At 66.6% G+C, this 24,783-nt stretch carries 23 protein-coding genes and 1 tRNA gene; 10 read left to right on the forward strand and 14 right to left on the reverse strand.

What is annotated here, in order from left to right:
- Window positions 1-113 precede the first annotated feature (113 nt).
- The 6 genes from TL10_RS13395 to TL10_RS13420 all read right to left on the reverse strand — a co-directional run bounded on the left by TL10_RS13395 (window position 114) and on the right by TL10_RS13420 (window position 6,051).
- Window positions 114-848: an ABC transporter ATP-binding protein gene (locus TL10_RS13395; RefSeq protein WP_043986008.1), complete on the reverse strand. Its 735-nt coding sequence runs from the start codon at window positions 846-848 to the stop codon at window positions 114-116.
- Entirely contained in the window at window positions 835-1,680 is an 846-nt protein-coding gene (locus TL10_RS13400; RefSeq protein WP_043398372.1) for an ABC transporter ATP-binding protein, read from the reverse strand. Before TL10_RS13400 ends, TL10_RS13395 begins: the two co-directional genes overlap by 14 nt.
- Complete coding sequence (locus tag TL10_RS13405) at window positions 1,677-2,867, reverse strand: branched-chain amino acid ABC transporter permease (RefSeq protein ID WP_043398375.1); 1,191 nt, start codon at window positions 2,865-2,867, stop codon at window positions 1,677-1,679. Before TL10_RS13405 ends, TL10_RS13400 begins: the two co-directional genes overlap by 4 nt.
- A complete protein-coding gene (locus TL10_RS13410; protein ID WP_043986009.1) occupies window positions 2,864-3,901 on the reverse strand; it encodes a branched-chain amino acid ABC transporter permease in 1,038 nt (345 codons plus the stop codon). Before TL10_RS13410 ends, TL10_RS13405 begins: the two co-directional genes overlap by 4 nt.
- A gap of 95 nt (window positions 3,902-3,996) precedes the next feature.
- Window positions 3,997-5,211 (reverse strand): branched-chain amino acid ABC transporter substrate-binding protein, encoded by a 1,215-nt coding sequence (locus TL10_RS13415; RefSeq protein WP_043986010.1) that lies wholly within the window; start codon window positions 5,209-5,211, stop codon window positions 3,997-3,999.
- 207 nt (window positions 5,212-5,418) lie between these two features.
- Window positions 5,419-6,051 carry a two-component system response regulator PdtaR gene (locus TL10_RS13420; protein WP_043986062.1) on the reverse strand — a complete coding sequence of 211 codons (633 nt, stop codon included), beginning with the start codon at window positions 6,049-6,051 and terminating at the stop codon, window positions 5,419-5,421.
- Window positions 6,052-6,150: 99 nt separating this feature from the next.
- Between TL10_RS13420 and TL10_RS13425 the strand changes: the two genes are divergently transcribed.
- From TL10_RS13425 to TL10_RS13435, 3 genes are all read left to right on the forward strand, one after another.
- A tRNA-Leu gene (locus tag TL10_RS13425) sits at window positions 6,151-6,227 on the forward strand.
- 23 nt (window positions 6,228-6,250) lie between these two features.
- Complete coding sequence (locus tag TL10_RS13430; RefSeq protein WP_043398383.1) at window positions 6,251-6,523, forward strand: hypothetical protein; 273 nt, start codon at window positions 6,251-6,253, stop codon at window positions 6,521-6,523.
- Window positions 6,524-6,528: 5 nt separating this feature from the next.
- On the forward strand, window positions 6,529-7,065 hold the full coding sequence (locus tag TL10_RS13435; RefSeq protein WP_043398386.1) for a hypothetical protein: 537 nt from the start codon (window positions 6,529-6,531) through the stop codon (window positions 7,063-7,065).
- A 50-nt stretch (window positions 7,066-7,115) separates the two neighbouring features.
- Here the strand turns inward: TL10_RS13435 and TL10_RS29630 are convergent, their stop codons facing one another.
- Entirely contained in the window at window positions 7,116-9,107 is a 1,992-nt protein-coding gene (locus TL10_RS29630) for a cellulase family glycosylhydrolase (RefSeq protein WP_131630740.1), read from the reverse strand.
- Window positions 9,108-9,627: 520 nt separating this feature from the next.
- Between TL10_RS29630 and TL10_RS13445 the strand changes: the two genes are divergently transcribed.
- Window positions 9,628-10,989, forward strand: coding sequence for an adenylate/guanylate cyclase domain-containing protein (locus TL10_RS13445; RefSeq protein ID WP_082067939.1), 1,362 nt, complete (start codon window positions 9,628-9,630; stop codon window positions 10,987-10,989).
- On the opposite strand, the gene TL10_RS13450 is transcribed toward TL10_RS13445, so the two are convergent.
- Genes TL10_RS13450 through TL10_RS13470 form a run of 5 tightly spaced genes read right to left on the reverse strand, consistent with a single transcriptional unit; the run spans window position 10,962 to window position 15,377 of the window.
- Window positions 10,962-11,618, reverse strand: coding sequence for a response regulator (locus TL10_RS13450; protein ID WP_043986012.1), 657 nt, complete (start codon window positions 11,616-11,618; stop codon window positions 10,962-10,964). The two genes, TL10_RS13445 and TL10_RS13450, sit on opposite strands and share 28 nt — an antisense overlap.
- A complete protein-coding gene (gene macS / locus TL10_RS13455) occupies window positions 11,611-12,759 on the reverse strand; it encodes a MacS family sensor histidine kinase (protein ID WP_043986014.1) in 1,149 nt (382 codons plus the stop codon). Before macS ends, TL10_RS13450 begins: the two co-directional genes overlap by 8 nt.
- Window positions 12,759-13,511 (reverse strand): amino acid ABC transporter ATP-binding protein, encoded by a 753-nt coding sequence (locus TL10_RS13460; protein WP_043986065.1) that lies wholly within the window; start codon window positions 13,509-13,511, stop codon window positions 12,759-12,761. The genes macS and TL10_RS13460 overlap by 1 nt, the downstream gene beginning before the upstream one ends.
- 5 nt (window positions 13,512-13,516) lie before the next feature.
- Window positions 13,517-14,452 carry an amino acid ABC transporter permease gene (locus tag TL10_RS13465; protein WP_043398391.1) on the reverse strand — a complete coding sequence of 312 codons (936 nt, stop codon included), beginning with the start codon at window positions 14,450-14,452 and terminating at the stop codon, window positions 13,517-13,519.
- Window position 14,453: 1 nt separating this feature from the next.
- The gene (locus TL10_RS13470; protein WP_043398393.1) at window positions 14,454-15,377 is read right to left on the reverse strand and encodes an ABC transporter substrate-binding protein; all 924 of its coding nucleotides are present in this window, start codon (window positions 15,375-15,377) and stop codon (window positions 14,454-14,456) included.
- A gap of 168 nt (window positions 15,378-15,545) precedes the next feature.
- On the opposite strand from TL10_RS13470, the gene TL10_RS13475 reads away from it, so the two are divergent.
- The 6 genes from TL10_RS13475 (at window position 15,546) to TL10_RS13500 (ending at window position 22,395) form a co-directional block, all read left to right on the forward strand.
- Window positions 15,546-16,133, forward strand: a complete 588-nt coding sequence (locus TL10_RS13475) for an HdeD family acid-resistance protein (RefSeq protein ID WP_192830231.1) — start codon at window positions 15,546-15,548, stop codon at window positions 16,131-16,133.
- 143 nt (window positions 16,134-16,276) lie between these two features.
- Complete coding sequence (locus TL10_RS13480) at window positions 16,277-17,725, forward strand: cytochrome ubiquinol oxidase subunit I (RefSeq protein WP_043986015.1); 1,449 nt, start codon at window positions 16,277-16,279, stop codon at window positions 17,723-17,725.
- Window positions 17,726-17,737: 12 nt separating this feature from the next.
- Window positions 17,738-18,793: a cytochrome d ubiquinol oxidase subunit II gene (gene cydB / locus TL10_RS13485; protein ID WP_043986016.1), complete on the forward strand. Its 1,056-nt coding sequence runs from the start codon at window positions 17,738-17,740 to the stop codon at window positions 18,791-18,793.
- 23 nt (window positions 18,794-18,816) lie between these two features.
- Window positions 18,817-20,436, forward strand: coding sequence for a thiol reductant ABC exporter subunit CydD (gene cydD / locus TL10_RS13490; RefSeq protein WP_043986017.1), 1,620 nt, complete (start codon window positions 18,817-18,819; stop codon window positions 20,434-20,436).
- Window positions 20,423-21,943, forward strand: a complete 1,521-nt coding sequence (locus TL10_RS13495) for an ATP-binding cassette domain-containing protein (RefSeq protein ID WP_043986018.1) — start codon at window positions 20,423-20,425, stop codon at window positions 21,941-21,943. Before cydD ends, TL10_RS13495 begins: the two co-directional genes overlap by 14 nt.
- Window positions 21,940-22,395 (forward strand): DUF4190 domain-containing protein, encoded by a 456-nt coding sequence (locus tag TL10_RS13500; protein ID WP_043986019.1) that lies wholly within the window; start codon window positions 21,940-21,942, stop codon window positions 22,393-22,395. The genes TL10_RS13495 and TL10_RS13500 overlap by 4 nt, the downstream gene beginning before the upstream one ends.
- Before the next feature lie 12 nt (window positions 22,396-22,407).
- Here the strand turns inward: TL10_RS13500 and TL10_RS13505 are convergent, their stop codons facing one another.
- Window positions 22,408-23,268 (reverse strand): acyl-CoA thioesterase II, encoded by an 861-nt coding sequence (locus TL10_RS13505; RefSeq protein ID WP_043986020.1) that lies wholly within the window; start codon window positions 23,266-23,268, stop codon window positions 22,408-22,410.
- A gap of 12 nt (window positions 23,269-23,280) precedes the next feature.
- A complete protein-coding gene (gene pyk, locus TL10_RS13510; protein WP_043398409.1) occupies window positions 23,281-24,699 on the reverse strand; it encodes a pyruvate kinase in 1,419 nt (472 codons plus the stop codon).
- Between the last annotated feature and the right edge of the window lie 84 nt (window positions 24,700-24,783).

A 24,783-nucleotide genomic window follows, 5' to 3' on the forward strand; every position in this document is an offset into this window, starting at 1 on the left:
ATGTCGGCGGCACCGTCTACCCACCTCCACCGCCTCCCCGAACGTGAAGAAAGTCGCGAGAATCCATCGACTTCTCGGGATCTTCTTCACGCTCGGCGCCAACGGGCTCCAACTCAGGCGACACCAAGGTAGGCCGCACGAATGCTGTTGTCCGACAACAGCTCGCGGGCCACGCCCTCGTGGGTGATCCGCCCGGTCTCCAGGATGTAGGCCCGGTCCGAACGGCTCAGCGCCTGCTGCGCGTTCTGCTCGACCAGCAGCACCGTGGTGCCCTGGGAATTGATCTCGGAGATGATGTGGAAGATCTGCGAGATCACTTTGGGCGCCAAGCCCATCGACGGCTCGTCGAGCAGCAGCACCCGCGGCCGCGCCATCAGCGCCCGGCCGATGGCCAGCATCTGCTGCTCCCCACCGGAGAGGGTCCCGCCGGCTTGCGAACGCCGCTCGGCCAGCCGCGGGAACGTCTCCAGCACCCAGTCGAGCCGCTCGCGATACTCGGCTTTCGAAGCGAACTTGCGTCCGTAGCAGCCCATTTCGAGGTTCTCGATGATCGTCATGCCCGGGAAGATGCCGCGTCCCTCCGGTGCCTGGATCAATCCGGCGGTCACCCGACGATGCGCCTTCATCTTCGAGATGTCCTCGCCGTCGAACCACACCGAACCCGACGACAACGGCAACAACCCCGACAGCGCGCGCATCATCGTGGTCTTGCCCGCGCCGTTCGACCCGAGCAGCGTGACCAGCTCGCCCTGGTGCACCTGCAGCGAAACCCCGTGCAGCGCCTGGATTCTGCCGTAATGCACCGAGACGTCCCGGACTTCCAGCAGGACCTGGTCAGAGTTCGTCATCGGGCACCCCCAGGTATGCGGCGATGACCTTCGGGTCCTCGCGAATCTCGGCCGGTAGGCCTTCGGCGATCTTGCGCCCGAACTCCAGCACCACGATGCGGTCGGTGACGCCCATGACCAGGCGCATGTCGTGTTCGATCAGCAGCACGGTGTAGCCGTCGTCCCGGATCGCCTGGATCAATTCGATCAGCGCGGACTTCTCGCTCGGGTTGAAGCCTGCGGCGGGCTCGTCCAGGCACAGCAGTTTCGGCTCGGTGGCCAGGGCCCGCGCGATCTCCAGTCGGCGCTGATCGCCGTAGGACAGGTTCCTGGCCTTCTCCTCGCCGCGGTGCGCGATCCCCACGAATTGCAGAAGCGCCGTGGCGCGTTCGATCGCGTCGCGCTCCTCCCGCCGGTGCCGCGCAGAACGCAGGAGCGCGCCGGGCACCGATGTCTTGTGCCGGGCGTCGGTGCCGACGACGACGTTCTCCAGCGCGGTCATCTCACCCCACAGCCGGATGTTCTGGAAGGTGCGAGCGATGCCACGCCGCGTGATCTCATGGCGCTTGATCTTGCCGAGCGGCGCGCCGTCGAACATCACCGAACCGGACGACGGCCGGTACACGCCGGTGATCGCGTTGAAGCAGGTCGTCTTGCCGGCACCGTTGGGACCGATGAGACCGAGAATCTCGCCGCGCCGGATATCGAACGTCACGGCATCGAGCGCGGTGAGCCCACCGAACTTGACAGTGAGATCAGTTGTCGCCAAGAGCTTTTCGCCCTCCGCGACCTGCACGTCGCGGTGCAGTGCGGCAAGTTCCTCGTCGGGTGCGGGCTCGATCGGGGCGCTCATGCCGCCGCCTTCGAATCGTCGGCATTGCGCAACAACCTGCGCGCGGACTTGCCGTACGCCAGCAGCTGCTGGCGTACCGGGAACAGACCCTGCGGACGGAAGATCATCAGTACCACCAGCGCCAGGCCGAAGAACAGGTATTTGAGGTCACCGAGGTTGATGCCGAGCAGGTGCACCCCGAGTAGCCGGTTGGGCAGATACACGATGATGAACGCGCCGATGATCACGCCGAGCTTGTTGCCCTGCCCGCCGAGTACCACGGCACACAGGAACAGCATCGAGTTGATGATGTTGAAGGTCGGCGGCGCGACGTACTGCACCTGGCCGGCATACAGCGCGCCTGACAGGCCACCGATGCCCGCGCCGATGACGAACGCCCAGAGCTTGAACTTGAAGGTGTTGACGCCCATCACTTCTGCAGCGTCCTCGTCCTCCCGGATGGCGACCCAGGCCCGGCCAACGCGACTGCGCTCCAGGTTGCCGACCAGCAGCAGGATGCCGATCATGAGGACCAGCCCGAGCCAGAACCACCAGGTGCCGTAGTTGGCATGGCCGGCGGAGTTGCCGCTGGAGAACACGCCGTTGGGGAGCCGGTCCGTCTCCCCCACCCGCGGATAGGCGATCTGGTTGAGGCCGCGCGCACCGTTGGTCAGGTCGGAGAGGTTGTCGGCCAGGAGCCGGATGATCTCGCCGAATCCCAGCGTGACGATCGCGAGGTAGTCGCCGCGCAGCCGCAGGGTCGGGATGCCCAGCACCAGACCGGCCAATGCGGTGACGGCCATGGCCAGCGGCACGCAGGCGAGCCAGGCCCAGTCCTTGTTGAGGAAACCGTCGACCCCGACCTGGTTCCACGGGCTGTCCGGGCTGGTCAGCAGCGCGACGGTGTAGGCGCCGACGGCGTAGAACCCGACATAGCCGAGGTCGAGCAATCCTGCTTGGCCCACAACCACATTGAGGCCGATCGCGATGATCGCCACCATCGCGAACTGCGCCATGGTGCCGCCGAAGCTGATGCCCGGGGTGTTGAGGAACGGCGGCGTGTACAGCGGCAGCAGCGCCACCACGGTGAACGCAAGCAGCCCGAAGACCCATTTCGCGGGCCGGCTCTGCTGATCCCACCACTGGCGCAACTGGTCGCCGGGGGCCAGCACGTACCGGCTCCGGCCGCGGGTGCGCTCGTCGCTCATGCTCGTGCCTTCCCGAGACTTTCACCGAGTATCCCGGTGGGACGGATCAGCAGCACCAGCACCAGGAGCACGAAGGCCACCACGTCGCGCCATTGGGTGCCGAAGAATGCCTGCCCGTAGTTCTCCATCACGCCGAGGATCAACCCGCCGAGCAGCGCGCCCCGCAGGTTGCCGATGCCGCCGAGCACCGCGGCCGAAAACGCCTTGATTCCCAACAGAAATCCGCCCGAGTAGATGATGCCCTGCGGCACCTTCAACGTGAAGAGCAGTGCGGCGGCGCCGGCCAGCAGGCCGCCGATGAGGAACGTGGTGAGAATGATGCGCTCGCGCGATACGCCCATGAGGGTGGCGGTCGCCGGGTCCTGGGCGACGGCCCGGATGCCGCGGCCGAACTTGGTGCGGTTGAGCGCGATGTCGGTCAGCAACGCCAGCACGACGGCGGCGACCACGATGACGATGGTGACGTTCGAGATGTTCGCAGAGAAGAGGGTGAACTGAGTCTTGGGCTGCACCAGGATGATCGGCTGTTGCGCATTGCTGCCGCCGAATCCTTTGAGAATCTTCGGCAACACGAAATGCACGAACTCCTGCAGGACGAACGACATGCCGATCGCGGTGATCAGGAACGTCAAACCGCGCGCATTGCGACGGCGCAGTGGCCGGTAGGCCACGACCTCCAGCCCGACGGCGGCAGCACCGGAGACCAGCATCGCGACGAGCATGGCAATGCCCAGATAGCAGATCGTCAACCCGACGCCCAGGCTGTAGGCATTACCGCTGGGCTTGAAGCCGAGGATGATCTGCAGCGCGAAGTACGCGCCGAACATGCCGAACATGAAGATTTCCGAGTGCGCGAAGTTGATGAGTCGCAGCACGCCGAACACCAGCGTGTAGCCGACGGCAACCAGGGCATAGATCGCACCCCACGACAACCCGTCAATCGTCAACTGCCAGAACCCGTTCAACAGGTTGTCGACATTGAAATTGATATTGGCCGCGGTGCACACGTAGGGGCCGACGCAGTCGGGTGTCATCGGGTGGCGGCTCCTCGGTTGTCGCGGTGGTGACTTGTCTGCGAACGAACGACGCGCCCGGCACGGGGTCCGGACGCGTCGTCGTCTGCAGGTTCCTACTGGACCTTGTAGATCCAGATCAGGTTGGTGGTCAGCTCACCCTTGTTGTTCCACTGGTACTTGCGGGCCACACCCTGGCCTTCGTACTTGGTGACGAAGTCCAGCAGCGCGGGCCGGGTGACCGCACCGGAGTCGATGCCCTTGACCAGGATGGTGCCCAGGTCGTAGCCCTCGGTGCTGTAGGTGCCGGGCTCCTGCCCGAACTTCTTGGTGTACTCCTCGGCGAACTGCTTGCTCGCCGGGCCGCACGGGCAGGACAGGATGGCGCCCTTGGTGGCCTCGCCGCCCTGCTTGACGAACTCGGGGTCCTTGGTGCCGTCGGCGCTGGCGAACGTCGCGGTCACGCCACCATCCTTGAGCTGCTGCGCGAACGTCGCGGCTTCGGCGTAGTACCCGCTGTAGAAGATCGCGTCCGGTGCCGCACCCTTGATCTGGGTGACGGCGGCCGAGAAGTCCTTGTCGCCCTTCTTGACCGAGATGTTGCACGCCGAATCGGCGACCGGTCCGAGCGTGGTGCGCACGGCGGTGGCCAGGCCCAGGCCGTAGTCGGTGCTGTCGTCGACGACGCAGACCTTCTTGTTCTTGAGCGTGTTCTTCAGGTAGTTCGCGACCGACGGACCCTGCACGCCGTCATTGGCCAGACCGCGGAAGAAGGTCTTCCAGCCGTTCTCGCTCAGCGTCACGTTGGTGGCCGAGGCGGTGGCGGCGACCAGGCCGGCCTGGTCGAAGACGGTGCCGGTGGCCTTCGTCTCGCCGGAGAAGGCCGGGCCGACCAGGCCGATGGTGAACTTGTCGTCGACGATCTGCGGTGCGATGCCCGTCGCCTTCTGCGGGTCGCCTTCGGTGTCGAAGGTCTTGAGCGTCACCTGGCAGCCCGGGTTGGCCGCGTTGTGCTTGTCGATGGCGAGCTGCACGCCGTCCTTGATGTTGATGCCGAGCGCGGCATCAGGACCGTTCAGGGCACCAGCCATGGCGATGGAGACCGGCGGGCAGGTCGCCTTGCCGTCGCCGGCGGGATCGGCGGGAGTCGCGCCCCCGGCGGCCTTGATCTCCGCGCCGTTCTCGTCGATCTGCACCTGCTCCACGATCTTGAGATTCGAGCCGGCGGCGCCGCTCTGCTTCGGTTCGGACTGGCTGCATCCCGCCACACCGAACACGATCAGACCGGCACTGCCGACTGCAAGAGCATTCCGAGCTACGCGACTGCGCACGCTTCACCTCCGGGTCATGGTTACGTGGCACCGGACGTGGCCCGACTCTTCGCAGGTAAGGCCCGATGTCCGCTACTTCGCGTAGACAGTAACCAACACGACGCGGCGATACGCGCTGTTGAGCGATGCTCGCCAACCTTGTGTCGAGCGGACCTGTGTAAATGCTGCGGCCCGAAACACAGAGTTAACGAGAGCCGGCGCCGCGACTCAGTCGGCTGACGGCTCTGTCGCTTCCGCGACCGGCGGATCCAGCGTCTCGACGACGACCTCGGCCACCCGCTTCATGGTGGTGCGACGGTCCATCGCCGCCCGCTGAATCCACTTGAACGCCTCGGGTTCGGACATGCCCTGCTTGGTCTGCAGGATGCCTTTGGCGCGCTCGACGAGCTTGCGGGTCTCCAGCCGGTCCGACAGTGAGAGGACTTCCTTCTCCAAGGCCCTCACCTCACCGAAGCGGCTGACCGCGACCTCGATGGCCGGCACCAGGTCCGTGATGGAGAACGGCTTGACCAGGTAGGCCATGGCACCCGCGTCACGGGCCCGTTCAACCAGCTCACGCTGAGAAAACGCAGTCAGGATCACGATGGGCGCGATGCGCTTGGCGGCGATCTCGGAGGCTGCGTCGATACCGTCGCGGCGCGGCATCTTCACGTCCATGATCACCAGGTCGGGCTTCAGCTTTTCGGCGAGCTCGACCGCTTCCTGCCCGTCGCCGGCCTCGCCGACGATCTCGTAGCCCTCCTCGCGGAGCATCTCCGCCAGGTCCAGCCGGATGAGCGCCTCATCCTCGGCCACGAGAACACGGCGTGGTGCGACGTCATCAGTTGTTGGCCCGGTCATCCCCACATTGTCGCGTGCGGAGCCCCGCAAGGCGACCTCGGGGCGCGGCGTGGCCGCCAGAATCACATCAACTATGGTGGTACACCGCACCGCCGAAACGCCCTCGTATCCCAACTGGCAGAGGAAACGGATTCAAAACCCGTGCAGTGTGAGTTCGAATCTCACCGAGGGCACCAAAACTCGCCGCTAAACTGCACGCATGGGGGCACTGCGAGTCACTGCGGATGGGCTGTTCGCCGTTGCCGGTCAACTCGAGCAGCATGCCCAAGCTCTGTCCGCGCACACCATCAGCGGTGCGCCGCTGCCTGCCGGCCAGTCCACCGCTGATGTCGTCGCCGAAATCCAGACCCGCGTTGATGCCGCATCCACCGCGCATGCCGAACGCATCTGGTCCGTCGCGTCCACACTGACCGCCGCCGGACGTGCCTATACCGAGTCCGACCGCTCAGCCTCGGCAGCATTGGCGGAATAGCCTCCATGGCCGAACTCGAACTGCCGACACTGGCACAGATCACCGATTGGGATGTTCAGCACCTGGTCGACGCCGCAGCGCAATGGACCAAGACTGCCGACCTGTGGGAGAACTCATTCCACGACGTCTGGCAGGGCACCCTGCGCCCCGGCGGCACCACGTGGGAAGGCAGCGCCGCGGAGAACGCACAGGACGTCGCCTGGCGTGATCTGGTCAAGGTCCGCGGGTCGGCCGACGCGCTGCGGACCGCCGCCAATATCGCCCACACCGGCGCGGCGTCGCTCTCTGATGTCAAACGACTGGCACTAAACGCAATTGACGAAGCACGCACCAACGAGTTCGCGGTCGCCGACGACCTGTCGGTGACCGAGGTCAGGTACCGGTTCGTGGCCAGGGAACGCGAGTCGCGCGAGTCGATCGCCGACGACCACACCGCCGACATCCGGCACCTCGCCGCGAATCTCGTTGCGCTGGACCGGGATATCGCGCACCGACTGCGGGCGACCATGTCCGGGATCGGCGCCCCGATCTATTCAGTGTGAGCGCCTCCCCGGCGCCTGAGACGCCGGGGAGGCCTCGCCCAGACCCGGGACTATGAGCCCTGGTGCTGGTGTGTCTTGCTGTCGGTCGACGAGTCCTTGCCACCGCCATCGCCGTTGGCCCGACCGGCCGGTTTTGCCGGTTCGTTCGCCGCAGCCGGGGTCTGCTTCTTGGCTTTGCCGGGCTTCTTGCCCGCCTTGCCCTTGGTACCCGCTTTGCCGCTGTCCGACTTGTCCTGCGTCGCACCATCTTTGGTCTGAGTCTTGGACTCGTTCGTCGCCGACGGCGTGGTGCCCGACTTGGGCGTGTCCGAACCGGACGAATCAGTCTGCGACGTTTCCGACTTCGGGGTCTCGGCCTTCGGGGTCTCGGCCTTCGGGGTCTCGGCCACCGCCGGGGTCTCGGCCTTCGTGTCGTCGACCTTGGGAGTCTCGGTCTTCGGGGTCTCGGTCTTCGGGGTCTCGGCCTTCGTGTCGTCGACCTTGGGGGTCTCCGTCTTGGGCTCCTCGGTCTTGGTGCCCTCGGTCTTGGTCTCCACAGCCTTCGGGTCGACAGCCCCGGCGGCTTCGTGCTCGGCGGCGTCAACCACCTTCACGTCGCCGGATTCCGACTTGTCGCCGGCCTTGGCATGCTCGGCAGTGTCTTTCGAACCGCCCACCTGAGACTTCAACTCCTTGGCGGCCAGGTTCGCGGCCGCGACGGTATCCGCACTGACCGAGGCTGCCGCAGGCGCCAGACTTGCGGTGGCATTCGCTTGCGCCGCAGCTGGTTTGAAGATTCCCGAGATCAGACTCTGGAACGCCTTGACGGCGTTGGCGAACGCGGTCTGCAACGAAGCAGTGAACGACGTGAACGCCTTCTGGAACTGAGCGAACGCCTTCTGGATCAATTCGGCCAGTGCCACGATCGGTGAGACGATGACGGGCGGCAGACCGATGGCGTCAGAGATCACCTTCACCGCCAGCTTGGCCGTCCAGTCGGCCTGGAAGATGCCGTAGCCGGTGTCCGTGCCTGGCACGCCATCGCGGGTGGTGTAGATGAACAACGGGCCGGTGTAGGTCAGCGCCCGCCAGGTGGTGATGAAGTCCTGGATGAAATCGGCCTGCTTCTGGTTGCTGGTCGGATCCACGACGCCGAGTTGGTCGAGCACGGTCTGGAAGCCGTACTCGGTGGCCCAGATCAGCTTTTGGCCGTCACCGTTCTGCACCATGATCGCCCGCATCTGCTGCACCTGGTACAGCGCCGAGAACGGGTTCAAGGCACCACCCTGGGAGAACTTCAACACCTGGTTGAACTCATACGGGTGGACCGAGATCGCGTCGAAAAAACCTTTGGCGCCAGCGGCATACATCGCCGCCAGGAAGGTTTGTGGAGACGCGGTCAAGCCGAAAAAGTCCTGAATCGGAGCCAGAGCACCCGCGATGACCGTGGAAGTGGGGTCCGCACCCACAGTCCCGTCGCCGCCCTTGAGCGTGGTGTAGACCGCCTTCAGGATTGCGGTGTATTTGACGGGATCCATCGGCTGGAAGAAGGTGGCGCTGTTGGGCTCGTTCCAGACTTCGTACGCGGAGATGACGTCGCCGTACCGGGTGGCAACCTGCTTCACGAAGTCGGCGTAGACGGCCGGATCGGGCGCACCCGCGCCGGGGATGGTGCCACTGGGCGCTGCCCACAGCGGCGTGTGGCTGACGACAGCCAGCACACCCATGTTGTGGGCGCGAGCGGCGTCCATCACGTTGTTCATCAGCTGCCAGTTGGCGTCGTTCGGCAGATCATTGGGACCTGTCATCTTGATCAACGCCCACGGCACGAAGACCCGGATGTTCTGCACCCCGATCGACTGCAGCTGGTCCAGCGTCTTGTTGATGTCCGCCGGCGACAGCCCATAGAGGCTCGAGTCGGCGATGCCGACGCTCGACGCCTCCGGATCGATCTCCGCGGTGGGTATGACGTCGATCGCCACCGACCGGGGCTGCGTCGGCGCCACGTGGCTGTACGCGCACAGGACGGCCAACGGCATGAATACGACAACGACTCTCAACATCAGAGCTCGGACCAGACGGTTCACCGCAGTCCCCTTTCCACCTGGTCATCGCCACTGATCGATGACGCGTAGGCAGTTAATTTACTGCGCCGACAACAACTAAAGGTGTCCAAATACGAAATCAGATTGAAATAATCCAGTCATGCGTATTAGGCAAATATAGAGCCAGGCTAAATACCTCTGGTATGTTCGCATGTAGCTAATCAATATCACTTTGCTAATTCGCCATAAGCAAGGATTTTGGCCTAGTTTTCCCAGTTCATATGCGCTAGATGACGATCGAGGTCACCATTCGACGCCATCGTCGAATATCTGGCAATTTTGATATTGATCCGCCTCGTACCTATTTTTCAGTTGCGGCGAAGGGCCGTCCAGTACCAACCAAAATCCCGGCCTCCGGGCCCCGGAAATGGCCAGAGCAACTGGCCATTATGGGTACCGCGGTGGCCTGATGTTTCGCCGTCAGCGGAGTATCCGCAGGCGAGCACCAAATCCGGCCCTGCGCGTCTACCCTTGACCCATGGCGATCATGGACGACGCTCGCCTCGCCGGTAGCGCCGCGACTCCGAACGCCGACCTGGTCGCTGCGGTGCGCCGCTCGGTGTGTGTGCCGACCGCGACTGTCCGTGAGTGCCTTCACCCCGACGCCGACATCCTGAGCCCGACCGTGGCCCGCAGCCGCCGAATCCTGACCCGCACCAGCCGCCTCGGCGCGATGCTCAGCGTCTTCTTCGCGTTCCAGGCCTTGTCCACGGGCCCGTACACGATGTGGATCGGCACGGTCAACCTGGCCAGCGCGGCGCTGTTCCTGATCGTGCCCAAGCTCTACCGGTTCGGCGAGCTGGTCGCGCCCGCGGCCTTCGTGCTCATCGCCTACACCACGGTCACCGTCGTGACCATCAACATCGGCACCGGCTCCGGCATCCTGCTGTATTTCGCCGTGGCCGGCGCGATCGCCCTGTTGATCGTGGGACTCGAACATCTGGCCTTTGCGGCCGTCGTCGCCGCGGTCGGCATCGTCGCCGCGACCATCCTGGAATTCACGATCCCGGCGCACACCGGGGCGCAGACCGAGTTGGAAAGCCGGGTGTCGTTCGTCATCACAGCGGTGTCCGCCTGCCTGATCGTGATGGCGACCGTCTGGTCCGTCCTGCGCGAGAACGCCATCGCCCAGCGCGCCATCCAAGCCGAGTATCTGCGGTCCGAGTCGCTGTTGGCGAACATCCTGCCTGAGTCCATCGCGCAACGACTCAAGGATCCGGCGCATACGGTGATCGCCGACAAATTCGACGACGCCTCAATCCTTTTCGCCGATATCGCCGGGTACACCCAGCGTGCCAGCGACACTGCCCCTGCCGATCTGGTCCAGTTCCTGGACACGCTGTATACCGATCTGGACGCACTGGTCGATCGGCACGGCCTGGAGAAGGTCAAGACCAGCGGTGACTCGTACATGGTGGTCAGCGGGATACCGCACGGGCGCGCCGATCACCTCGAGGCGCTGGCCTGTCTGGCTCTGGACTTCAACGACGCGGTGCGCGAACTGACCGACTCGAAGGGGCGCCCCGTCCCGGTCCGTATCGGCCTCGCCGCCGGCCCGGTGGTGGCCGGTGTCGTCGGTTCCCGCAAGTTCTTCTACGACGTCTGGGGCGACGCGGTCAACGTCGCGTCGCGGATGGAGAGCACCGACGTCGCCGGGCGAATCCAGGTGCCGCACAACGTGTATGAACGCCTCCAGCATGCCTACGAATTCGAGGAGCGCGGCGAGATCGACGTCAAGGGCAAGGGTGTGATGCACACCTGGTACCTGACCGGGCGACTGTCCGCGGCCGGCGCCTCGCGGGCCGACGGCGCTCAGTCCAGCCCGTGCTCGATGGCGTAACGCGCCGCTTCGACCCGATTGGCCACCTGCAGCTTGCGGAACGTCGCTTGCACGTGGTTCTCGACTGTGCGGTGGCTCAGAGTCAGACGTTCGGCAATCTGCTTGGCGGTCAAGCCTTTTGCCACGTAGCGGAGAATCTCGGTCTCCCGTTCCGTCAGGCCCGCTGCCGGGTCCGCGCCCGGCGCCTTGGCGATGCGCCGGTGCTCCCCCAGCACCAGCCCGGCGAGCCCTGGAGTGAACACCGCGCGCCCCTCGCCCGTCGCACGGACCGCGTCGGCCAGCTCTGCCTTGGAGGCGCTCTTCACCAGATATCCGGTGGCGCCGGCCTTTACCGCCTCCAGCACGTCGTCGCGCTCGTCGGAAGCCGACAGCACCAGTACCCGGCTGGCCGGTGACACCGCCAGCACCTGGGTGGTCGCCTCGACCCCGCTGCCGTCGGACAGACGCATGTCCATCACCACCACCTGGGGCTTGACCACCGCGGCCCGACGTCCCGCGGCCCCGACCCCGTCAGCGGTGGCCACCACGGTGAAACCCGAGTCCTCGAGATCGCGGGCTACTGCGTCGCGCCAGATCGGGTGGTCGTCGACCACCATGACCGTCAGATCGGACGGTTGCGGCTCAGGCATCGATGCCCTCCGTTCTCGGCACGGTCAGCTCCCACTCGGTGCCGGCTCCCGGCGACGTCGTCAGCTCGGCGGCACCGCCGAGCGATTCCAGCCGTCCCACAATGGATTTCGTCACGCCCATGTGCCCCTCCGCGGCCGCCTGCGCCAACCGTCCGTCGGCAATGCCCACCCCATCGTCGCGGATACTCACCACCACCTGGTCCCCCAAGTCTTCGACGAGGACGAAAGCCCGGGCCTCCGGACCCGCGTGCGCAGCCGTGTTGCCCAGCACGTTGGCCACCGCGGCATCGAGCTCGCCCGCCACGGCCGCGTCGAGCAGCACCGGGTCCGGCGGCACGCTCACCGCGACACGGTCCCCGGCGCGAGCCCGCAGCATTTCCCCGACGTCGACCAGACCACCCGTCGCCTCGTCCAGGCCGGAGCTGACCAGCCGGCGCAGCGCCCGTTCCTGCTCACCGGCCAGCTGCGCGAGTTCCGTTGTCTCACCGCCGATTTCCCGCCCCTTGCGGGCCACCAGTGCCAGTACCTGAATGGCCCCGTCGTGCACCTGCCGGGACAGCCGCTCACGCTCGGCGGTCGCCGCCGCCAATCGGATCGCGCGCTGCAGTTCAGCGTGGGCCCGGCGGGCGGTCTGGGCGGCCATCCCGACCGCGAGTCCCACCGCCAACTCGATGACAAGCGTCGCCTGCCGCCCCAGATTGGGGTCGAAGTAGCCCTTCAGCACCGCACCAGCCGCCGTCACCAACAGGCCGACGCCCATGCCCGCCACCGGCCCCAGCTGGATCGCCGCCGACAACGTCGCGTTGGTGGCCCACAACGTCGTCGGCCACGACTGGTTGCCGGCGATCCACGCCGGAGACGCCACCAGATCGGTCGACAACACCAGCAGCACCACCACCAGCACCTCGACCAGCACCCAGCCCGTCCGCCTGCCGAAGCCGCGCAGATAGGCCACCGCACACGCCACGCTCCAGGCCATGAGGACCCCGAACAGCGCCCACGTGACGGAGGGGTGCCGCAGATCGTCATTCACGGCGAGCTGAAAACCCAAGGCGTACAGGCAGCTGAGCAGCCGGAAGCCCTGCGCGGCCCGCCACAGCGGGGCGGCGGGGTCCGGCTCGGAAGCGAGGTGCACGGCCACTACATCACTTTGGACAGGAAGGCCTTCGTGCGTTCATGTTTCGGGTTGGCCATCACCTCACGCGGGGCGCCGCGCTCGACCACCACGCCGGCGTCCATGAACACCAGCTCGTCGGCGACCTCGCGCGCGAAGCCCATCTCGTGGGTGACCACCACCATCGTCATGCCCAGCTGGGCCAGATTCTTCATAACCGCGAGCACGTCCCCGACCAGCTCGGGGTCCAGAGCCGAGGTTGGCTCGTCGAACAGCATCAGTTTGGGCTCCATCGCCAGCGCACGGGCGATCGCAACCCGCTGTTGCTGGCCTCCGGACAACTGGGCCGGATACGCGTCGGCCTTGCTGGACAACCCGACCTGGTCGAGCAGTTCCCGCGCGCGGCTCAGCGCCACAGCGCGCTTGACGCCCTTGACATGGACCGGTGCCTCGACGATGTTCTCCAGCGCGGTCCGGTGCGGGAACAGATTGAAATGCTGGAACACCATGCCGACGTCGCGGCGCTGGCGGGCGGCTTCCCGGGGCGGGAGTTCATGCAGCTTGCCGCCGCGCTCGCGGTACCCGACCAGCTGCTCGTCGACGTACAGCCGTCCGGCGCTGACCTGCTCCAGGTGATTGATACACCGCAGGAACGTCGACTTGCCGGAACCGGAGGGACCGACGAGCACGAGAACCTGGCCACGCTCGACTTCCAGGGAGACGCCCTTGAGTACCTCCAAGGCACCAAAGTTCTTGCACACCTGCTCGGCGCGCACCATGAGGGTCATGCGGGCACACCCCCGTGGTCTCCCAGTTGTGCCCGGGCAAGGGCCTCAAGCTGTTTGGTCGTCAGCTTCCGCGACGCCCCCCGCGAGAAGTACCGCTCCAGGTAGAACTGCCCGACCATCAGCACGCTGGTGATGACCAGGTACCAGGTGGCGGCCACCAACAGCAGCGGAATGGGCTGGAAGAGCACCGCCGAGATGTCGCGGGTACGCGTGTAGAGCTCGAGGGTGTACGGCACGGCGGTGACCAGCGAGGTGGTCTTGAGCATGCTGATCAACTCGTTGCCGGTGGGCGGCACGATCACCCGCATCGCCTGCGGCAGGACCGTGCGCCGCATGGTCATCCACCACGACATGCCGAGGGCGACCGACGCCTCCGTCTGCCCCTCCGGGACGGAAATGATTCCGGCACGGATGATTTCGGCCATGTAGGCGGCTTCGTTGAGGCCCAGTCCGATGAACGCCATCTCGAACGCCAGCGACAGACCCTGCAGCTGGATGTGGAACAGCGACGGGCCGAACGGCACCCCGATCTGGATGTTCTGGTAGATCGACGGGAACAGGCCCCAGAACACCAGCTGCACGTACACCGGAGTACCGCGGAAAATCCACAGATAGCCCCACGCGACCGCCCGGAACACCGGGTTGGGCGACAGCCGCATCACGGCCAGGATGACGCCGAGCACCAACCCGATCGTCATCGCATAGATGGTGAGCTGCAACGTATTCCAGGCCGCCTCGGCCACCCGCTCGTCGAGCAGGTACTTGAGGTAGGTGTCCCACCCGTAGGCCTCGTTGGTGGCGGCACCGTAGACGAACAGGCCGGCGATGACGAGGATCGCGACGGCCCCCACCCACCGCCACGGGTGTCGTAGCGGCACCGCGTCGATGGCAGCAGGCCCGTGCGGGGCAGCCGCCGACTCAGCACTCGTCACGTCAGCTGGTGGCCCCGTTGACGACCGGCTTGTCGATCATCCCGGCCTGCACGCCCCAGCTGGTCGCGATCTGCTTGTAGGTGCCGTTGTCGATCAGGTGCTGCAGCGCCTGCAACAGCGACTGGGCCAACGGGGACCCCTTCTTGACCGGCCAGCCGTACGGCGACGAATTGAAGACCTCGCCCGCCTGCACCAGCTTGCCGCCCGTCTGCTTGATCGCCCACAGCGTCACCGGCGAATCAGCCGACATGGCGTCAGCCTGGCCGACGACGACCGCATTGGCGGCCTGGTCCTGGTTGTCGAACTTCACCACGTCGATGGGCGGCTTGCCGGCGTCGGTGCACGTCTTGGACTTGGCGGGCAGTTCCTCGGTGTCCTGCACCGTGGTCGACTCGACCGCCACCTTCTTGCCGCAGGCGTTGTTCGGGTCGATCTGGCCACCCGCGCGCTGCGCCCACAGGCTGCCGGCCGAGAAGTAGGTGACGAAGTCGACCTGCTGCTCACGCTGCTTGCTGTCGGTGAACGACGACATCCCGACGTTGTAGGTGCCGGCCTGGATCGCCGGGATGATCTTGGAGAAGTCCGATTCCTCCCGGTAGTCGACCGTCAGGCCGAGCGTCTGGGCGATGGCATTCATCAGGTCGACATCGAATCCGACGATCTTCCCGGTGCTCGAATCCTTGTACTCGTTGGGCGCGTACGGAAGGTTCACGCCGACGATCAGCTTGCCGCTGGACTTGATGGCCTCCGGCACGGTGTTGGCGATCGACTCGACCTTGGCGGCCGGAGCGGCCGACGAACTCGACGCGGGCGACGTGGATTCGGTGTTCTTCGTGCAGCCCGACAGCGCCAATGCGCTACTGGCAGCCACCACCACTGCAATGCGCCATGCTGTGCCCCGACGGGTCCGACTGACACCTGACACGTTGCCTCTTCCCTACTGCTTCACTCTGTACCGATCACACCTGCCATGACTTGGGAGCACCTTATCGGCACTGTGGTCATCAAGCGTGCCAATCGACGGTTGTCCACCGTGAAAAACAGGGTCGTCCGAACTCTGCGCAGCCCGCGTCAAATATGTGAGACTGCGTCAATGACCACGCAAACTCCGCCAAGTCTGTTGCAGCACCTGTGGAAATCCGCCCTCATCTCGGGCCTGCTCGCCGTAGCACTCGGTGCGGCCGTGTTGGCCTGGCCCGGCATCACCATCCTGGTGGCCGCGATCGCGTTCGGCGCCTACCTGCTCATCAGCGGCATCGGCCAGGTGGTGTTCGCCTTCAGCCTGCACATCTCGGCCGGTGGCCGGGTGCTGGCCTTCATCAGTGGCGCGGCATCCCTGGTGCTCGCCGTGCTGGCGTTCCGCCACATCGGCGATGCCGTACTGCTGCTGGCCATCTGGATCGGCATCGGCTTCATCTTCCGTGGGGTGGCCACCACCGTGTCGGCGATCAGCGACCCCACCCTTCCAGCCCGCGGCTGGAACATCTTCCTCGGCATCATCAGCCTGATCGCGGGCTTCGTCGTGCTGGGCTCGCCGATCGAGTCGATCGGCACGTTGGCACTGGTAACCGGCATCTGGCTGGTGGTCACCGGCGTCGCCGAAGTGATCACCGCGTTCGGAATCCGCAAGGGCGCCAAGGCTGTTGACAAGGCCATCGACGAGGCGACGACCAACGCCTGAGGCCGCTGACCGGAATGTGCTGTGTGGCCGGGCGCACGTGTGCGCCTGGCCACACAATTGCCTGTTCGGCAGGTCTAGACCACCACCCGCATGAACTACTACAGTAAGTCGTAGATCAATCCCTCCGGCTCGGGGCAGGCTCAATGGACGCACTGGACGTATCGAGGTGGCAGTTCGGGATCACCACCGTCTACCACTTCATCCTGGTCCCGCTGACCATCGGCCTCGCGCCGCTGTTGGCCGTCATGCAGACCATCTGGGTGGTGACCGGCAACCCGGCCTGGTATCGGCTCACCAAGTTCTTCGGCAAGCTGTTCCTGATCAACTTCGCCCTCGGCGTGGCCACGGGCATCGTGCAGGAATTCCAGTTCGGGATGAACTGGAGTGAGTACTCACGATTCGTCGGTGACGTGTTCGGCGCGCCCCTGGCGCTGGAGGGCCTGGCCGCATTCTTCTTCGAATCCACCTTCCTCGGCCTGTGGATCTTCGGCTGGACCAAACTGCCCCGACTGGTGCACCTGGCGTGTATCTGGATCGTCGCGTTCGGCGTGAACGCGTCGGCGTTCTTCATCATCTCGGCCAACTCGTTCATGCAGCATCCAGTTGGCGCGCACTACAATCCGGAGACCGGACGGGCAGAGCTCACCAGCATCTGGGAGCTGTTGACCAACAACACGGGCATCGCGGCGTTCACGCACACGGTCGGCGGCGCGATCCTGACGGCCTCGACCTTCGTCGCGGCGATCAGCGCCTGGTGGATGGTGCGCGGCGGCAACACCGAAGAATCGCGCACCATGTTCCGCCCGGCCGCCATGCTGGGCTGTTCCATCGCGCTGGTCGCAGCGGCCTCGCTCGGGCTAACCGGGGACTTCCAGGGCAAGCTGATGTTCGTCCAGCAGCCCATGAAGATGGCGTCGGCAGAATCGTTGTGCCACACCGAAACCGACCCGGACTTCTCGGTCCTGACCATCGGTACCCACAACAACTGCGACAGCGTCACGCACGTCATCGAGGTGCCGTACGTGCTGCCCTTCCTGGCCGAGAGCAAGTTCGAGGGCGTCCGATTGGAGGGCGTGCAGGACCTGCAGAAGGAATACGTCGCCAAGTACGGCCCGGGTGACTACCGACCCAACCTGTTCGTCACCTACTGGTCGTTCCGCATGATGATCGGATTGCTGGCCTTCCCAGGGCTTTTCGCGCTCACCACCCTGTGGTTGACGCGCAAGGGCCGAATCCCGACGCAGCGGTGGCTGAGCATCTTCGCACTGGTGACGCTGCCCATGCCGTTCCTGGCCAACAGCGCAGGCTGGGTCTTCACCGAGATGGGCCGCCAACCCTGGGTGGTCGCCAACAACCCGACCGGCGACCCGAACCTACATCTCACGATCCGGCAAGGCGTGTCAGACCACAGCGCGGGCACGGTCTGGATCTCCCTGATCACCTTCACCACGCTCTACGCGCTGCTGGCCGTCATCTGGTTCTGGCTGCTACGCCGCTACACGCTCGAGGGGCCACTCGAACACGACGCCGAACCGACACCACCCACCCCACCCGACAGCGACGACGTCGCCCCACTGTCGTTCGCGTACTAGGAAGGGGCAGCCATGACACTTCAGAACCTCTGGTTCGTCATCCTGGCCGTGCTCTTCCTGGGCTTCTTCGTCCTGGAGGGGTTCGACTTCGGCGTCGGCATGCTGATGGAGTTCTTCGGGCGCACCGACAGTGCTGTCAAAGGCGACCCGGAACAGCACCGCCGCGCCGCACTGAACACCATCGGACCGGTGTGGGACGGCAACGAGGTCTGGATCATCACCGCGGGCGCCGCGATGTTCGCGGCGTTCCCGGGCATGTACGCCACGCTGTTCTCGGGCCTCTACCTGCCACTGCTGGCCATCCTGGTCGGCATGATCGTGCGGGTCTGCGCCATCGAATGGCGCGGCAAGATCGACGATCCGCAGTGGCGCCGGCGGGCCGACATCGGCATCGCCATGGGCTCCTGGCTGCCCGCCGTGCTGTGGGGCGTGGCCTTCGCCTCCATCCTGCGCGGCCTCCCGGTCGACGCCCGCCATCAGATTCAGCTGTCGGCCGGCGACGTGCTCAACCCCTACTCGCTGCTCGGCGGCATCGCCACGGCCAGCCTGTTCGCATTCCACGGCGCGGTGTTCGTCACGCTCAAAACCGAAGGGGCCGTGCATGATGACGCGCGCCGCTTCGCCACCCGACTGACCGTTCCGGTGACCTTGATCGTCGCCGCGTTCGGCATCTGGACCCAGGTGGCCTACGGCGACGACGTGACCTGGATAGCACTGGGAATCGCTGTGGTGGCACAGCTTTCGGCCGTCCGGCTGGTGTGGACGCGCCGCGCCGACGGCTGGGCATTCGCGGCGACGGCGGCGGTCGTGGCCGCCGTGGTCGCGCTGCTGTTCGGCTGCCTGTATCCGAATCTCATTCCGTCCACCCTCGACCCGGCGTGGAGCCTGACCATCCACAACGCGTCGTCGTCGCGGTACACCCTCAAGGTGATGACCTGGGCCGCGCTGCTGCTCACGCCGCTGGTGATCGCCTACCAGGGCTGGACGTACTGGGTATTCCGGCAACGGATTTCGGCCGAGCACATCCCGGCTTCCATCGGGTTGTCCCGGAACGGCGGGCCGCACTGACCCGATCGTCGACCAATCCCCGCATGACCGCCGGTCTGCGGCGGCATCTGACAGCCACGGTCGGCAGCGGGGTCGTCATCACTGCCGCGGCGCTCGCCGCGGCAGTGCTCACCGCGCAGGTGGTGGCCGGGGTCATCACCACCGGCGCACCGCTGTCGCATTGGGCGCCAAAGCTGGCGGCGGTCGCCGCACTGTGGGCGGTGCGCGCCGGCGCCCAGTGGTGGCAGGCCCGGTTGAGCCAGCACGGCGCCACCGCGATGATCGCCGACCTCGATGCACAGGTGCTCACCGTCGTCGCCGCACTGCCGCCGCACCGTCGCCAGGCGGTGCACGACGAGGCCGCGATCCTGCTGACCCGCGGCCTGGACGGACTGCGGCCGTACTTCACCCGCTACCTGCCCGCCGTGGTCATGTCCGTGTTGCTGACGCCGGCGGCCGTGATCGTGATCGCCGCCTACGACCTGAAATCCGCGGCGGTCGTGCTGATCGCGCTGCCGCTGATCCCACTGTTCATGGTGCTGATCGGCGTCATGACAACCGAGCGGTCAGCGGCCGCACTGGCCGCCATGGCCACCCTGCAGTCGCGTCTGCTCGACCTCATCGCGGGCATTCCGACCCTGCGCGCCCTCGGCCGCGCCGAGGGCGCCGCGCCACGCATCACCGAACTGTCTGACGCACATCGGCATTCGGCCCTGGCCACGCTTCGTATCGCGTTCCTGTCGGCACTGGTCCTCGAATTGCTGGCGACGCTGGGGGTGGCGCTGGTCGCCGTCGGCGTCGGTCTGCGGCTGGTCAGCGGTGGGGTCACGCTGCCGGTCGCCCTGACCGTCCTGCTGCTGGCCCCCGAGGTGTTCTGGCCGCTGCGCCGCGTCGGCGTGGAATTTCATGCGGCCCAGGACGGCAAGGTCGCCTTCGGGCAGGCCTACCGCCTACTGGCAGCCGCCGGGCAACCCGAATCCGGCACCGCACGGATCGGGGCGCGGCCGACCATCGAGTTGGAGCAGGTCAGCATCGACGGCCGCGACGGGCCGGCGCCGCACCGGCTGACGCTGCGGGCCGCGCCCGGCGCGGTGACCGTGCTGACCGGGCCCAACGGCAGCGGGAAAAGCACGGCGCTGCAGGCGATTCTGGGGCTGACGCCGCCCGACGCAGGCCGGGTACTCATCGGAGATGACGCGCACCGACTCGACGTCGCCATGCTGGACCGGCAGCACTGGTGGCAACAGATCGGCTGGCTGCCCCAACGGCCGGTACTGGTTCCGGGCACCGTGCGGGAGAACCTGGAACTGCTCGGCACCCTCCCCGACCTCGACGGTGCCTGCGGCGCATCGGGATTCGACGAGGTGCTGGCCACGCTGCCCGCCGGACTGGACACCGTGCTGGGCCGCGGTGGCTCCGGGCTGTCGCTGGGCCAGCGGCAGCGGCTGGCGCTGGCCCGGGTCCTCGGCAGGCCCTGCCCGGTACTGCTGCTCGACGAACCGACCTCACATTTGGACGCCGAGCTGGAAGTCCAGGTACTGCACGCGATCCGGGCCCGCGCCGAGGCCGGCGCCACCGTCCTGGTCGTCGGACACCGCGACGCGGTGCTGGCCATCGGCGACGAGGTCGTCCAGGTGGGAGGTGCTTCCCGTGTCCACAGTTAGATTCGCGATCGCGTTGCTCCGACCCCGTCTCCCGCGTCTGGCGCTGGCGGTCTTCCTCGGGTCCGCGGCGCTCGGCAGCGCCCTCGCCCTGGCCGGGGTGTCGGCGTGGCTGATCACCCGGGCCTGGCAACAACCGCCGATTCTCCAGTTGTCCGTCGCGGTGGTGGCGGTTCGGCTGTTCGGCATTTCCCGTGGGGTACTGGGCTATTGCGAACGCCTGGCATCGCACGACGTGGCCCTACGGGCCGCCGGCCGGGCCCGCACCGAGCTGTACCGGCGCCTGTGCGCCGCACCACCGGCGACGGTGCTGCGCCTGAGCAGCGGCGAATTGGTCTCGCGCGCAGGCGCTTCCGTCGACGATCTGGCCGACACCCTGGTGCGCTCGGTGCTACCCATCGCCGTGGCGACGGTGCTTTCGACTGCCTCGGTGATCGTCATCGCCCTCATCTCCCCCGCCGCGGCCCTGGCCCTCGCGGCCGGGTTGGTGGTCGTCGGTGGGTGGGCGCCGTGGCAGGCGGCCCGCGCTGCGGAGGCTACCGAGCGCCTTGCCGCAGAACATCATTCAGACCGCGACGGGGCCGTCATGCTGGCCCTCGACCATGCCGCGGAACTGGCGGTGGCCGGCCGACTGACCGACGTCATCGCGCAGGCCACCGAGGACCACCGGCGCTGGGGCGACGCCGCCGACCGCGCCGCCCGACCCGCCGCCGTGGCCGCCGCGGTCCCGATCCTGGCCACCGGTGCGAGTGCCATCGCCGCGGTGCTGGCCGCCATCTCGCTGACCTCGACCGTCGCGCCCACCACGCTGGCGGTCCTCATGCTGCTGCCGCTGTCGGCGTTCGAGGCAACCGGCGCCCTGCCGGCCGCGGCGGTGCAGCTGACGCGGGCCCGCATCGCCATCGCGCGGCTGACCGGCATGCTGACCGACGATGCCGACGACCGCGTCCTCACGGCCGTCCCACCGCTCGAGCCGGCGGCCGGCGATCGAGTTGCCGTGCTGGGGGCCAGTGGCCGCGGCAAGACCACCTTGCTGTTGTCGACTGCCGACCGCTTCCGCGAAACCGATTCACCGGCAGGGTTTTTCGCCGAGGATGCGCACCTGTTCGACACCACGCTGCGCGACAACCTCCTGGTGGCCCGAGGCGATGCCACCGACGGTGAACTCACCACCGCCCTGGAACAGGTCGGCCTGGGTCCGTGGCTGGCGACGCTGCCCGACGGCCTGTCCACCCTGCTCGCCGGCGGGGCCGCCGCCGTATCGGCCGGCCAACGGCGCCGACTGCTGCTCGCCCGCGCCCTGCTGACCGACTTCCCCGTGGTGCTCCTCGACGAACCGACCGAACACCTCGACGCGGCGGACAGCGAGCGGTTACTCACCGAACTCCTCACTCCGGGTGCACTGTTCGGCGCCGACCGCGCGGTGGTGGTGGCCACCCACCATCTGCCGGCGAACCTGGACTGCAGGGTGCTGGACCTCAGCAACGGCGGGTACCCTGCGCAGTCATGAGCATGTATCCCGGTGGCGGGTATCCCCCGCCGCCACCGCCGCCGTACGCCAACGCGACATACGGGCCCTACACGGCGGCTCCGCGCAACGGCATGGGCACCACCGCGCTGGTGCTGGGCATAGTGGGACTACTGACCTCGTGGTCCGTGGTCGGTGGGCTGCTGTTCGGGCTCGGCGCCGTCGCGTGCGGCGTCATCGGTCGCAACCGGGTCAAAGAGGGACTCGCCGACAACGCCGTGGTGGCCGGCGCGGGCATCGCGCTGGGCGCACTGGCCACGGTCCTGGCGGTGGTGTTCGTCTTCGTGGTGATCGGCTTCTACCGCCAGGTCGGGTTCAGCGACTACACCAACTGCATGACGCGTGCCGGGCAGGACCAGAACGCGCAGAGCACCTGCGTCCAGGACTTCCGGAGCCGCATCGAGAAGGAGTTCGGCGTCAAGGTCGAGGGCTGAGACCGAAAGGCCTTAGCCCGGAAAGTGTTTGACGATGCCTTCCTGGGTCACCGTCGCCAGCACCTGGCCGGCCCGGTCGAAGAAGTGGCCGGACGCCAGACCCCGGGAGTCGGCCGCCACCGGCGACGTCGTCGAATACAGCACCCAGTCGTCGAACTTGATCGGCCGGTGGAACCAGACGGTGTGGTTCATGCTGACCGCGAAAATCCGGTCGTGGCCCCACGACAGCCCGTGGGTGGTGATGATCGAGTCCAACAGGGTCGTGTCCGACGAGTAAACCAGCGCCGCGGCGTGCAGCACCTGGTCGTCGGGCATGGCGCCCATCGTCTTGAGCCACACGCGATTGTGGTCGAGCTTGCCGCCCTTGTCGCGCATCACCCAGGCCGGGTCGTTGGTGTAGCGCCATTCGATCGGTTTGAGCGCCTCGACGAACAGCGGAACGGTCTCCTCGTAGCCCTTCAGCAGATCGTCAATCGTGGGCAGCGACAACGGATCCGGCACGGCAGGCGCCTTGACGCCATGCTCCAGGCTCCGTCCGCCGGCCAGGTGTGACACCAACGCCGTCGCCAGCAGCGTGTCGCCCTGCATGACGTCGACCCGGCGGTTGGCGAACCGCCGCTCGTCGCGCAGCCGGACCACCTTGAACTCCAGGTCCCGCTCCGGGTCGCCGCCGGCGATGAAGTGCGTCGTGATCGTCGTCGGCGGCAGCTTCGGCGGCACGGTGTGACTGGCGGCGACGAACGCCTGCGCCATCATCTGACCGCCGAAGGTACGGACCGGGTTCCGGCTGGGATGACCACCGGTGAAGGTGTCGTCATCGACCCGGGCGACGTCGAGAACCTTGAGCAGTTCCTCGAAATCAGCTGTCGTCACGTGTCGCTCCCGCTAGTGGTCTTCCTCCCCGATCCGGTGCACGTGGATCAGGTTGGTCGAGCCTACTGTGCCCGGCGGCGCGCCCGCGACGATGACCACCAGGTCACCGCGCTTGTAGCGGTCCAGCTCCAGCAGCGCCTTGTCGACCTCCTGGATCATGCCGTCGGTGCTGTCCATCTGCGGGACGATGAACGTCTCGGTCCCCCAGGTCAGCGCCAGCTGGCTGCGCACCTCCGGCAGGTCGGTGAACGCCAGCAGCGGCAGCGGGGTGTGCAGGCGGGACAGCCGGCGCACGGTGTCGCCGGACTGGGTGAACGCGACCAGCGCCTTGGCGTCCAGTCGCTCCCCGATGTCGCGGGCTGCGTAAGAGATGACGCCGCGTTTGGTGCGCGGCACGTGGGTCAACGGCGGCGCGTCCGTGGAGTTCGCTTCGACGGCTTTCACGATGCGCGCCATGGTCCGCACGGCCTCGAGCGCGTACTTGCCGACCGAGGTCTCACCGGAGAGCATCACGGCGTCGGCGCCGTCGAGAATCGCATTGGCGACGTCGGAGGCCTCGGCCCGGGTGGGCCGGGAGTTCTCGATCATCGACTCCAGCATCTGAGTGGCCACGATGACGGGCTTGGCGTTCTCCCTGGCCATCTGGATGGCGCGCTTCTGCACCAACGGCACTTCCTCGAGCGGCAGTTCGACGCCCAGGTCACCGCGCGCGACCATGACGGCGTCGAAGGCCAGCACGATGGCCTCGAGGTTGTCGACGGCCTCGGGCTTCTCCAGCTTGGCGATCACCGGCACCCGGCGGCCCACCTCGTCCATCACCTCGTGCACGAGTTCGATGTCGGCCGGCGACCGGACGAACGACAGCGCGATGAGGTCGACGCCGAGTTTCAGGGCGAACTTCAGGTCGGCGATGTCCTTCTCGGACAAGGCCGGCACGGACACGTTCATCCCGGGCAGGGACAGGCCCTTGTTGTTGCTGACCCGCCCGCCTTCAGTGACGGTACAGACCACGTCATTGCCGTCGACCTCGGTGACCGTCAGTCCGATGTTGCCGTCATCGACGAGCAGGCGGTCGCCGGCGACGGCATCATTGGCGAGCTGCTTGTAGGTGGTCGACACGCGGTCGTGGGTGCCCTCGCACTCATCCACGGTGATCCGCACCGTCTCGCCGGCGCGCCACTCGGTGGGTCCGTCAGCGAAGCGGCCGAGCCGAATCTTGGGGCCCTGCAGATCGGCCAGGATGCCGACCGCGCGGCCCGCGGCGTCGGAAGCCTGACGAACCCGCTTGTACGCCACCGCGTGGTCAGCGTGCTCGCCGTGACTGAAGTTCAGCCGCGCCACATCCATCCCAGCTTCCACCAGCGCCCTGACGGTCTCATCGGTGGAGGTAGCCGGGCCCAGGGTACAGACGATCTTTCCGCGCCTATTCACAGTGCATGAGCATAGTGGATCGATTCAGATAACGGTCCGCCGGGAGCGCCGGCGGCACGTCAATATCAGTCGAACAGGGAGTTG

Source organism: Mycolicibacterium llatzerense (assembly GCF_000878195.1).
GTDB classification, from domain to species: domain Bacteria; phylum Actinomycetota; class Actinomycetes; order Mycobacteriales; family Mycobacteriaceae; genus Mycobacterium; species Mycobacterium llatzerense.

Coding starts and splice junctions, on each gene's coding strand:
- TL10_RS13430 (WP_043398383.1), top strand. CDS start 6,251: ATGGGGGCACTGCGAGTCACTGCGGATGGGCTGTTCGCCGTTGCCGGT.
- TL10_RS13405 (WP_043398375.1), bottom strand. CDS start 2,867: ATGAGCGACGAGCGCACCCGCGGCCGGAGCCGGTACGTGCTGGCCCCC.
- TL10_RS13400 (WP_043398372.1), bottom strand. CDS start 1,680: ATGAGCGCCCCGATCGAGCCCGCACCCGACGAGGAACTTGCCGCACTG.
- TL10_RS13410 (WP_043986009.1), bottom strand. CDS start 3,901: ATGACACCCGACTGCGTCGGCCCCTACGTGTGCACCGCGGCCAATATC.
- TL10_RS13445 (WP_082067939.1), top strand. CDS start 9,628: ATGGCGATCATGGACGACGCTCGCCTCGCCGGTAGCGCCGCGACTCCG.
- TL10_RS13435 (WP_043398386.1), top strand. CDS start 6,529: ATGGCCGAACTCGAACTGCCGACACTGGCACAGATCACCGATTGGGAT.
- TL10_RS13420 (WP_043986062.1), bottom strand. CDS start 6,051: ATGACCGGGCCAACAACTGATGACGTCGCACCACGCCGTGTTCTCGTG.
- cydB (WP_043986016.1), top strand. CDS start 17,738: ATGACACTTCAGAACCTCTGGTTCGTCATCCTGGCCGTGCTCTTCCTG.
- TL10_RS13450 (WP_043986012.1), bottom strand. CDS start 11,618: ATGCCTGAGCCGCAACCGTCCGATCTGACGGTCATGGTGGTCGACGAC.
- TL10_RS13475 (WP_192830231.1), top strand. CDS start 15,546: ATGACCACGCAAACTCCGCCAAGTCTGTTGCAGCACCTGTGGAAATCC.
- TL10_RS13480 (WP_043986015.1), top strand. CDS start 16,277: ATGGACGCACTGGACGTATCGAGGTGGCAGTTCGGGATCACCACCGTC.
- TL10_RS29630 (WP_131630740.1), bottom strand. CDS start 9,107: ATGTTGAGAGTCGTTGTCGTATTCATGCCGTTGGCCGTCCTGTGCGCG.
- TL10_RS13460 (WP_043986065.1), bottom strand. CDS start 13,511: ATGGTGCGCGCCGAGCAGGTGTGCAAGAACTTTGGTGCCTTGGAGGTA.
- TL10_RS13395 (WP_043986008.1), bottom strand. CDS start 848: ATGACGAACTCTGACCAGGTCCTGCTGGAAGTCCGGGACGTCTCGGTG.
- cydD (WP_043986017.1), top strand. CDS start 18,817: ATGACCGCCGGTCTGCGGCGGCATCTGACAGCCACGGTCGGCAGCGGG.
- TL10_RS13500 (WP_043986019.1), top strand. CDS start 21,940: ATGAGCATGTATCCCGGTGGCGGGTATCCCCCGCCGCCACCGCCGCCG.